We start from the raw sequence: 7,890 nt of genomic DNA on the forward strand, positions 1-7,890 counted from the left end.
GAGGCGCACGCGGCCTACCCGCGAGCCTTGGCACGCGAGCGGCTGCGGGCGCGCGACGTGGCGTCCAGCTCGACCTTGCGGACCCGGACGATCTCCGGAGTCACCTCGACGCATTCGTCCTGGGCGCAGAACTCCATCGCTTGTTCCAGGTCGAGCTCGAGCGGTTTGGCCAGTGTCTCGATGACGTCGGCCGTCGACGACCGCATGTTGGTGAGCTTCTTCTCCCGGGTGACGTTGACGTCGAGATCCTCGGCCCGCGGGTTGATTCCCACCACCATGCCCTCGTAGGTGTCCTGGCCTGGTTCGACGAAGAACTGGCCCCGATCGGCGAGCTGGATCAGCGCGAACGGGGTGATGGCTCCGGCGCGGTCGGAGACCAGCGAGCCGGTGTGGCGGGCACGGATCTCGCCGGCCCACGGCCGGTAGCCGTCGAACACCGCGTTGGCGATGCCGGTGCCGCGCGTCAGGGTGAGGAAGTCGGTGCGGAAACCGATCAGGCCGCGGCTGGGCACGATGAAGTCCATCCGGACCCAGCCCGCCGCGTGGTTGGTCATCTCCTCCATGCGCCCCTTGCGCGCGGCCATCAGTTGCGTGATCGCGCCGACGAATTCCTCGGGGCAGTCGATCGTCATCGCCTCGAACGGCTCGTGCAGCTTGCCGTCGATGGTCCTGGTGACCACCTGCGGTTTGCCGACCGTGAGCTCGAAACCCTCGCGTCGCATCGTCTCGACCAACACCGCCAACGCGAGCTCGCCGCGGCCCTGGACCTCCCATGCGTCCGGCCGGCCGATGTCGACGACCCGGATAGAGACGTTGCCGACCAACTCCGCGTCCAGCCGGTTGCGGACCATACGCGCGGTCAGTTTGTGGCCGGACACCTTGCCGGCCAGCGGCGAGGTGTTGGTGCCGATCGTCACCGAGATCGCCGGCTCGTCGACGTGGATACGCGGCAGCGCGTGCGCGTGGTCGGGATCGGCCAGTGTGTCGCCGATCATGATCTCCGGCAACCCGGCGACCGCCACGATGTCCCCTGCGGCCGCTTCCTGCGTCGGACTGCGCTCGACGCCCTCGGTGGCCAGCAACTCGGTGATCTTGGCATTGGTGATGACGGGCACCCCGTCCACCTCACGCATCCAAGCCACCTGCTGGCCCTTGCGTAGCTTGCCGTTGTAGATGCGGATCAGCGCCAGCCGGCCCAGGAAGGCCGACGCGTCGAGGTTGGTGACCAGCGCCTGCAGCGGCGCCTCCGGGTCACCCGAGGGCGCCGGGATGTGCTCCATCAGCACCTCGAACAGCGGGTCGAGGTTGTCGCCGGCCGGTACCTCGCCGTCGGCGGGTTGCTCGGTGCTGGCGATGCCGGCCCGCCCGGAGGCATACAGCGTCGGCAGGCCCAGCGCATGCTCGGCCGCCGCGGCGGCTTCGGGGTCGAGGTCTGAAGCGACGTCGAGCAGCAGGTCGTGGCTGGCGTCGACAACCTCGCCGATCCGGGCGTCGGGCCGGTCGGTCTTGTTGACGACGAGGATCACCGGCAGATGCGCCTGCAGCGCCTTGCGCAGTACGAACCGGGTCTGCGGCAGCGGGCCCTCCGAGGCGTCGACCAGCAGCAGCACCCCGTCCACCATGGACAGGCCACGTTCCACCTCGCCGCCGAAGTCGGCGTGGCCGGGCGTGTCGATGACATTGATCACCGTCAGCGTTCCGTCCGCATTGTGACGGTGCACGGCGGTGTTCTTGGCCAGGATGGTGATGCCTTTTTCCTTCTCCAGGTCACCGCTGTCCATGATGCGTTCCTGGGTGTCGTCACCACGGTGGGTCAGCGCACCGGACTGTCGCAGCATGGCGTCGACCAGGGTTGTCTTGCCGTGGTCGACGTGAGCGACGATGGCGACATTGCGGAATGGCACGTCGGTGATTGTGGCAGCGGGGGGCCGTAGATAGCGAACTGGCGACAGATTGTCCAGCTCACAAGGCCTTTGCTTGGGTAACATTCCCGCTGTGGAAGAGGTGGCCTTCGGGCGCTACCGGCTCCTTGAGTTGATCGGCGAAGGCGGCATGGGCCAGGTGTTCAAGGCCCACGACACCCTCATCGGTCGAGACGTCGCGATCAAGGTGCTGCCAGCCGAGATGGCCGCGATGCCGGGATATCGGGAACGGTTCCGCCGCGAAGCCCAGATCGCGGCCCGGCTGACCGAGCCACACATCATCCCGATCCACGACACCGGCGAGATCGACGGGCGCCTTTATCTGGTGATGCCGGTCATCGAAGGCGTAGACGTCCAGACGCTGCTGGCGCGGGAGGGTCCGATGGCTCCCCCGCGGGCGGTGCGGGTGATCCAGCAGCTGGCCGCGGCACTCAACGTGGCGCATCGAAACAGGCTGGTTCACCGCGATATCAAACCTTCTAATGCGCTGATGACCGCCGACGAGCACGTCTATCTGATCGATTTCGGCATCGCCCACGACACGGCGGCAACCCGCATGACCCAGACCGGGATGATGGTCGGCACCCTCGCCTATATGGCCCCGGAACGGTTTCTGACCGGCACCGCCGACGCCCGGGCCGACGTCTACGCGCTGACGTGCCTGCTGTACGAGTGCCTCACCGGCTCGCGGCCGTTTCCCGGGGACAGCATGGAACAGCAGATCGCCGGGCACCTGACCATGGATCCGCCGCGACCGAGCCGGGTGAATGCCGCCCTACCGGCCGAGTTCGACGTGGTCATCGCCCGCGGCATGGCCAAACAGCCCGAACAGCGCTATCAGATGGCCGGCGAGCTGGCCGATGCCGCTCACAACGTAGTCAGCGGCGCGCCCGCACCGCCGCGGCCGCCCACGCCCCCGCCGCCCGTCGGACCGGTCGCACCGACCATGCCCGGGACCCAGCACGATGCCAACGCACCCACCCAGCAAGCCGCCACCCTGGTTGCACCTGCCCCGGCCGAGCCGGCGATCGGCACGGGGTTCGCTTGCGCGCTGTGCGGTGTCATCCTGGCGTCGCTTGCCACCGCGATTCTTCTTGTCCCGTGGTGGGAGGCCGCATTCAAGCGGCCCTACGAACGCGTACCGAGCGTACTGATGTGGCTGGCTCTTGCCGGCCTCATCCCGGGCATCGCTTTGCTCGTCAGCGGTCGCGGAAGGGCCCGGGTTGATCGAACGATCGCCGGAAGCGGTCTGGTCGCGCTGGCATCGGGAACATTCTTGGCCCGGGTGTTCTACACCCATGTTCCGGTCGCGATACCGGTGCTGCTCGCCGTTGTCGCCGCGCTGCTGTTGCTCGTGCCCGTCTACCTCAGACCCACCCCGGCGTTGGCACGAGGCTACTTGTACTCGGGTACCTACGTGTCCGCGCTGGCCTTGATCGACTGGATCTGCATCCCGCTCGGCGCGGTCCACCTGGGGTCGCTGTCCCTCGTGATCGGTACCGCTCTCGGTCTGTTGCTGCTCTCGGCCGGCGCCGTCGCGCGAGGGTGGGCGCAGCGTGGTGCACCGCGACCAGCGGCGTCGAGTGTCAGCGCCGGAAGGTTTGCGGTCGTTGTGGGTGCCGTGGTCGGGTTGGCGGTGGCGATCGCCGGACTGTTCGTGCGCAGGGCCGGCTCGCTGAGCATCTCCTACTATCCGAGTGAGGACCGCTCATATGCGGGCACGCTGGTCTGGCTGGCGATGCTGGGCGCCATTCCCGGCATCGCGCTGCTGGTGCTCGGTCGCGGACGCGCCCGCCCCGACCAGACGATGACTGGGTGCGCCCTGCTGACACTGGCGCTCAGCGCTCCGCTCTGGGGGCAGGTTGCACCGGTCGCCGGTATCTACTATCTGATCGCCGTCGTCGGCCTGGTCCTGATCCTCATTTCCGTCTTCGCGAAACCTGACCCTGCGCTTGCCCGTGGTTGTCTGTTCTGTGGCACAGGCGGTTTGGGGCTGGGCATCATCGGCGGGTTTTACCTCTACCTGCCCGAGCGATGGGGCGCGATCGCTGCCGTCGGCGCAATTCTGATCATCGCCGGCGCAATCGCGAGGGGTATGGCAAGAGCAGGCTCCCCGGCGCGGACCCGAGCAGCTGGTCCGGGAAAGTGGTGAGCCTGGTTTGCGCCCGACGACTGGCCGCCTACATCGCGCTGTCGGCGACGAGAGAGTCTGTCGCACAATCGAACTGGTCGCGATCGGTCAGAGAGCTGCCACGAGATCGTGGAGCCAGGCACGGTCGGCCGGCACCCAGTCGACCTGATGGAGTTCGGCGGCCGTCACCCAGCGCAGCGCCCGGTGCTCCCGCGGGTGTGGTTGGCCGCGCAACAGGTGCACGCGATAGGCGCGCAGCGTCATGGCCGTGTTGAGCGCGACGTCCTCACCCAGGCGTTCGCTGACCCTGACCTCGACTCCGAGCTCTTCGGCCAGCTCGCGGGCCAGCGCGCCACGCTCGGTTTCACCGTCGGCGACCTTGCCACCGGGCAGCTCCCACAGGCCGGCAAGCGCGGGCGGCCCGTTGCGCTGCGCGACCAATAGCGACGATCCCCGAATGACGGCGCCCGCGACAACGATCTGGGTCGGCATGGCCAGTGACGGTATACCGTCGGAGTCATGGCTGTTCTCACCGATGAGCAAGTAGACGCCGCACTGCCCTCGCTGGACGGCTGGGAACGCGTCGACGGCGCGTTACGCCGGTCCGTCAAATTCCCGGCATTCCTGGCCGGTATCGACGCCGTGCGCCGGGTAGGCGAGCACGCGGAAGCCAAGGATCACCACCCGGATATCGATATCCGTTGGCGGACAGTGACTTTCGCGTTGGTGACGCACTCCGAGGGCGGAATAACCGAGAAAGACCTCGACATGGCGCGCGGTATCGACGGGATTGTTGGAGAGGCTTCGCCGGCGTAAACACCGCCGCCGGTGCGGGCAGCCGGGTCACCCTCCCGTTCGATGAACACCGTGCGGCTGACGCTCGCGATCGCTCTGACGGTGGCGGCTACCGCCTGCTCGCATACCGACGCACCGCCGGCAACATCATCTGGTTTCGCAGTCATGGCCGGCTTTTCCGGCGTCAGTAGTGCGACCGCTCAAAGCGATCCAGCTCAGCGTCGCCAGCGACGCGACCACGTAGACCAACCCGGCCCACGCCAGATACCAGGGCCGGCTGATCACCCAGATGCTCGGTTGGGCGAAGCTCAGCAGCCACGGCACGCCGATGATGGTGAGCAGCAGCCATCCCCAACCGAGGATCTTTGCCCCGAGACGCTGGCCCAGTGGTCCCTGGATCAGCCAGATCATCAAGGGCACCAACCACACCCAGTGGTGCGTCCAGGAAATCGGTGAGAGCAGCAGGCCGAACAGTTCGACCACCAGCAGCCGGCCCAATGCATCGGAGGGGTTCAGCGCCCGCCACGCCAACACGGCGACTACGGCCGTGATGACGAGCGCTGCGAGAACCAGCGGCCCGTATCCGGCGTCATAACCGAGGATGCGCGAGATCGCGCCGCGCCAGGATTGATTGAAGGAGGTGGCGATCGGCCCGACCCGGTGCGCGTCGCCCAGCAGGTCGGTGAAGTAGTAGCGGGCCTGGTCGCCGACCACGAACAGCGACACCCCGATGCTGAAGAGGAAAACCGCCAGCGAGAACAACGCCGCCGACCAGCGGCGCGCACCCAGCAGATAGATGCCGGCGACCGCGGGAGTCAGCTTGACCGCGGCCGCCAACCCCACCAGCAATCCCGACAGCCACCACCGGGTGGTGTAAACCGCATACAGCACGGCCAACACCAGGAACACGTTGATCTGCCCGTAGTCGAAGTTGCTGCGCAGCGGTTCGATCCAGATGCTCACCGCGGTCCACAACATCGCGGCCCGCCGATCCGCGGCGGTTCCGATCAACCGTTGGCTGATGCGCACCACGCCGTACAGCGCCGCCACGATCGCGACGTGCCACAGGAACGCCAGCACCCCGAACGGCACGAAGTGCATCGGGTAGAGGGCCACCGCAGCAAACGGCGGGTAGGTGAACGGCAGCGGGAAGTCCGGCGTCTGGTCGGCGTAGACATAGCTGTACAGGGTGCCGGGATGATCCAGAGCGGCGGCGCCGCCGACATAAACATGCAGGTCGACGAAGTTTGCGCCGTTCGGCGCGAGGTAGGTCCAGGCAAAGCGCGCCACGATGCTCAGGGTCAGCAGCGGCAGCGCCAGCTTTTGCAGCAACGTGGTGGGCTGCCCAGTGGTGGGTGCCGCCGCAGCGGCCGATGTGGTGTCTATCGGCCTGACTTTACCGACCGACCCGCGCGTCGGACCCCTTTCATAACGGTGCGGACACGATTCCCAGGTCGCCGGTCACCGCTGCCATTCGTATCGGTAACGATCCCATAAATGCCACACGTGTCACTTGAGTCACTTCTGTACCAAGATAGCTTCGGCTTGGGACCAGTCATCGAACACATCAGGGAGAGTCATGCCAACCATCTGGACTTTCGTCCGAGCCGCCGCCGTTCTGGTCGGCTCGTCCGCCGCGCTACTCACCGGCGGCATCGCCCACGCCGATCCCGCGCCCGCTCCGGCGCAGCCCAACATCCCCCAGCAGCTGATCGCATCGGCAGCCAACGCCCCGCAGATTCTGCAGAACCTGGCAACGGCCCTCGGCGCGACTCCGCCTGCGCCGCAAGGGGTTCTGCGCGCACCAGACCCGGCTCCCGCGGCTCCCGGTGGGTTGAACCTGCCGTCGGTGCTGCCCGGCGCGACCGCTCCAGCTCCTGCCACCGCACCGGCCGCCACACCGTCGATTCCCGGCGTGAACGCGCCGCTCCCCGGTCTCACCGCGCCCGCCGCTCCGGCAGCACCCGCACCGGCGTCGGTTCCGTCGATTCCCGGGGTGAATGCACCGCTGCCGAGTCTGGCCGCGCCCGCAGCACCGGCCGCACCCGCTCCGGCGTCGGTCCCGTCGATTCCCGGGGTGAACGCACCGCTGCCGGGCCTCACCGCCCCGGCCGCCCCCGCTGCGCCGGCCCCGGCCTCGGTGCCGATCCCTGGGGTGAACACACCGATTCCAGGGATCACCGCACCCGCCGCACCCGCTGTTGCACCGGCAACGCCGGCCGGGTCGTTGCCCGGACTGGCGACGGCGATCCCGGGACTAGCCCAGGCCGCACTGCCCGCCATCACCTCCGGAATTCCGGGGCTCTCGGGCGCGGGTGCGCCGGGAGCGAGCGGACCGCAGACGCTGCTCGCCGCGATCCCCTGAGTCCAGTAGTCACCGACGACTGAACAACCCACCGACAACCCGGGAGAAAACACCGTGGCAAGCACTTGGAGTCTGTCCAAAGGTTTGGCCGCAGTCGTCGCCACTTCGGCTGCCGCGCTCATGCTCACTCCGAGCGCGGCAGCCGACCCGGCGACACCGCCGCCCAACCCAGCTCAACAGCTACCGGGGCTGCCGGCGTTGACCGAGTTGAGTCCGATAATTCAGCAGGCCGCCGGTAACCCGGCGCAGGCGACGCAGCTTCTCATGGCCGCGGCGCAGGCATTCACCCGCAATCCGACCGCACCCAGCGAGGCCAAGAACGTCGCCTCGTCGGTCAATCAGTTCGTGGCCGACCCGGGAGGCACACCGCACCTGAGCAGCCAGGTGCCGCCCGGTGGCACCCCGCCCGAAGGGGCAGCCGTGCCGCACGTGCCGCCGCCCGGTGTCGAACCTGGCACGCTCCCGCATCTGCCGACGGGTGTGGACCCCAGCCACGCGGCGGGTCCGGCGGCGCCGGACGCAGTCCCCTCGGTGGTCAGTCCCCGGCCGGTATCGCCGCCGCCGCCCGGACCCGAGCCCGCGCCTCGAGCTCTGCCCGCGCCCGCACCGGCCGCCGCACCGGCACCGGCCGCCGCACCCGCGGCGCTGCCCGCCCCGGCGCCCGCGCCGGCCTCGGT

General features: G+C 68.4%; 6 protein-coding genes and 1 pseudogene. 4 read left to right on the forward strand and 3 right to left on the reverse strand.

The window, feature by feature from the left end; genetic code table 11:
• Window positions 1-14: 14 nt before the first annotated feature.
• Window positions 15-1,904, reverse strand: a complete 1,890-nt coding sequence (typA, locus tag AWC08_RS34705) for a translational GTPase TypA (protein WP_069434839.1) — start codon at window positions 1,902-1,904, stop codon at window positions 15-17.
• A gap of 91 nt (window positions 1,905-1,995) precedes the next feature.
• Between typA and AWC08_RS34710 the strand changes: the two genes are divergently transcribed.
• Window positions 1,996-4,074, forward strand: a complete 2,079-nt coding sequence (locus tag AWC08_RS34710) for a serine/threonine-protein kinase (protein WP_069434838.1) — start codon at window positions 1,996-1,998, stop codon at window positions 4,072-4,074.
• A gap of 87 nt (window positions 4,075-4,161) precedes the next feature.
• On the opposite strand, the gene AWC08_RS34715 is transcribed toward AWC08_RS34710, so the two are convergent.
• Window positions 4,162-4,545 carry a (deoxy)nucleoside triphosphate pyrophosphohydrolase gene (locus AWC08_RS34715; RefSeq protein ID WP_069434837.1) on the reverse strand — a complete coding sequence of 128 codons (384 nt, stop codon included), beginning with the start codon at window positions 4,543-4,545 and terminating at the stop codon, window positions 4,162-4,164.
• 27 nt (window positions 4,546-4,572) lie between these two features.
• Here AWC08_RS34715 and AWC08_RS34720 point away from each other — a divergent pair, with 27 nt between their 5' ends.
• Complete coding sequence (locus AWC08_RS34720; RefSeq protein ID WP_069434836.1) at window positions 4,573-4,869, forward strand: 4a-hydroxytetrahydrobiopterin dehydratase; 297 nt, start codon at window positions 4,573-4,575, stop codon at window positions 4,867-4,869.
• 126 nt (window positions 4,870-4,995) lie between these two features.
• Here the strand turns inward: AWC08_RS34720 and AWC08_RS34725 are convergent, their stop codons facing one another.
• The gene (locus tag AWC08_RS34725) at window positions 4,996-6,234 is read right to left on the reverse strand and encodes a mannosyltransferase (protein WP_069434835.1); all 1,239 of its coding nucleotides are present in this window, start codon (window positions 6,232-6,234) and stop codon (window positions 4,996-4,998) included.
• A gap of 193 nt (window positions 6,235-6,427) precedes the next feature.
• Here AWC08_RS34725 and AWC08_RS34730 point away from each other — a divergent pair, with 193 nt between their 5' ends.
• The gene (locus AWC08_RS34730; protein WP_065134542.1) at window positions 6,428-7,213 is read left to right on the forward strand and encodes a hypothetical protein; all 786 of its coding nucleotides are present in this window, start codon (window positions 6,428-6,430) and stop codon (window positions 7,211-7,213) included.
• Window positions 7,214-7,267: 54 nt separating this feature from the next.
• Window positions 7,268-7,890, forward strand: a pseudogene (locus AWC08_RS34735) (Rv1157c family protein); the annotation flags it as partial.

The organism is Mycobacterium gordonae, from assembly GCF_002101675.1.
In the GTDB taxonomy this organism is placed as follows: domain Bacteria; phylum Actinomycetota; class Actinomycetes; order Mycobacteriales; family Mycobacteriaceae; genus Mycobacterium; species Mycobacterium gordonae.

Excerpts from the sequence above, each read along its gene's own strand:
- AWC08_RS34715 (WP_069434837.1), bottom strand. The coding sequence starts at position 4,545 with ATGCCGACCCAGATCGTTGTCGCGGGCGCCGTCATTCGGGGATCGTCG.
- AWC08_RS34720 (WP_069434836.1), top strand. The coding sequence starts at position 4,573 with ATGGCTGTTCTCACCGATGAGCAAGTAGACGCCGCACTGCCCTCGCTG.
- AWC08_RS34730 (WP_065134542.1), top strand. The coding sequence starts at position 6,428 with ATGCCAACCATCTGGACTTTCGTCCGAGCCGCCGCCGTTCTGGTCGGC.